Source organism: Parahoeflea alexandrii (genome assembly GCF_027214025.1).
GTDB classification, from domain to species: Bacteria; Pseudomonadota; Alphaproteobacteria; order Rhizobiales; family Rhizobiaceae; genus Hoeflea; species Hoeflea alexandrii_A.
In genome coordinates, this window is sequence record NZ_JAPWHB010000054.1 from 1 (window position 1) to 250 (window position 250).

Consider the following 250-nt stretch of genomic DNA (forward strand, 5'->3'; position numbering starts at 1 on the left):
GTATTTGGATCGAGATCCATTTTAATGATGTAGCGCCAAAGAGCTCGAAACGGATCGTTAGGATCCATTTGATAATGTTTGTCCGCTTCATCGAATGCAAGCTGTGGGCGCTCACCGTAATAAAGCGCAACCGCTCGGGTACGCATTGCATATTCATTGTTCGGATCAAGCTCTAATGTTGAATCAAAAGACTCGTAAGCTGCATCGAACTCACCAGTTTCAGTGTAATAAACACCTAACAGATTAAAGA

At 42.8% G+C, this 250-nt stretch carries 1 protein-coding gene; it reads right to left on the reverse strand.

Annotated features, from left to right (window positions below; all coding sequences use genetic code 11):
- A partial coding sequence (locus O4H62_RS26385) for a hypothetical protein (protein ID WP_430538526.1) occupies nucleotides 1–250 on the reverse strand: 250 nt, incomplete at both ends.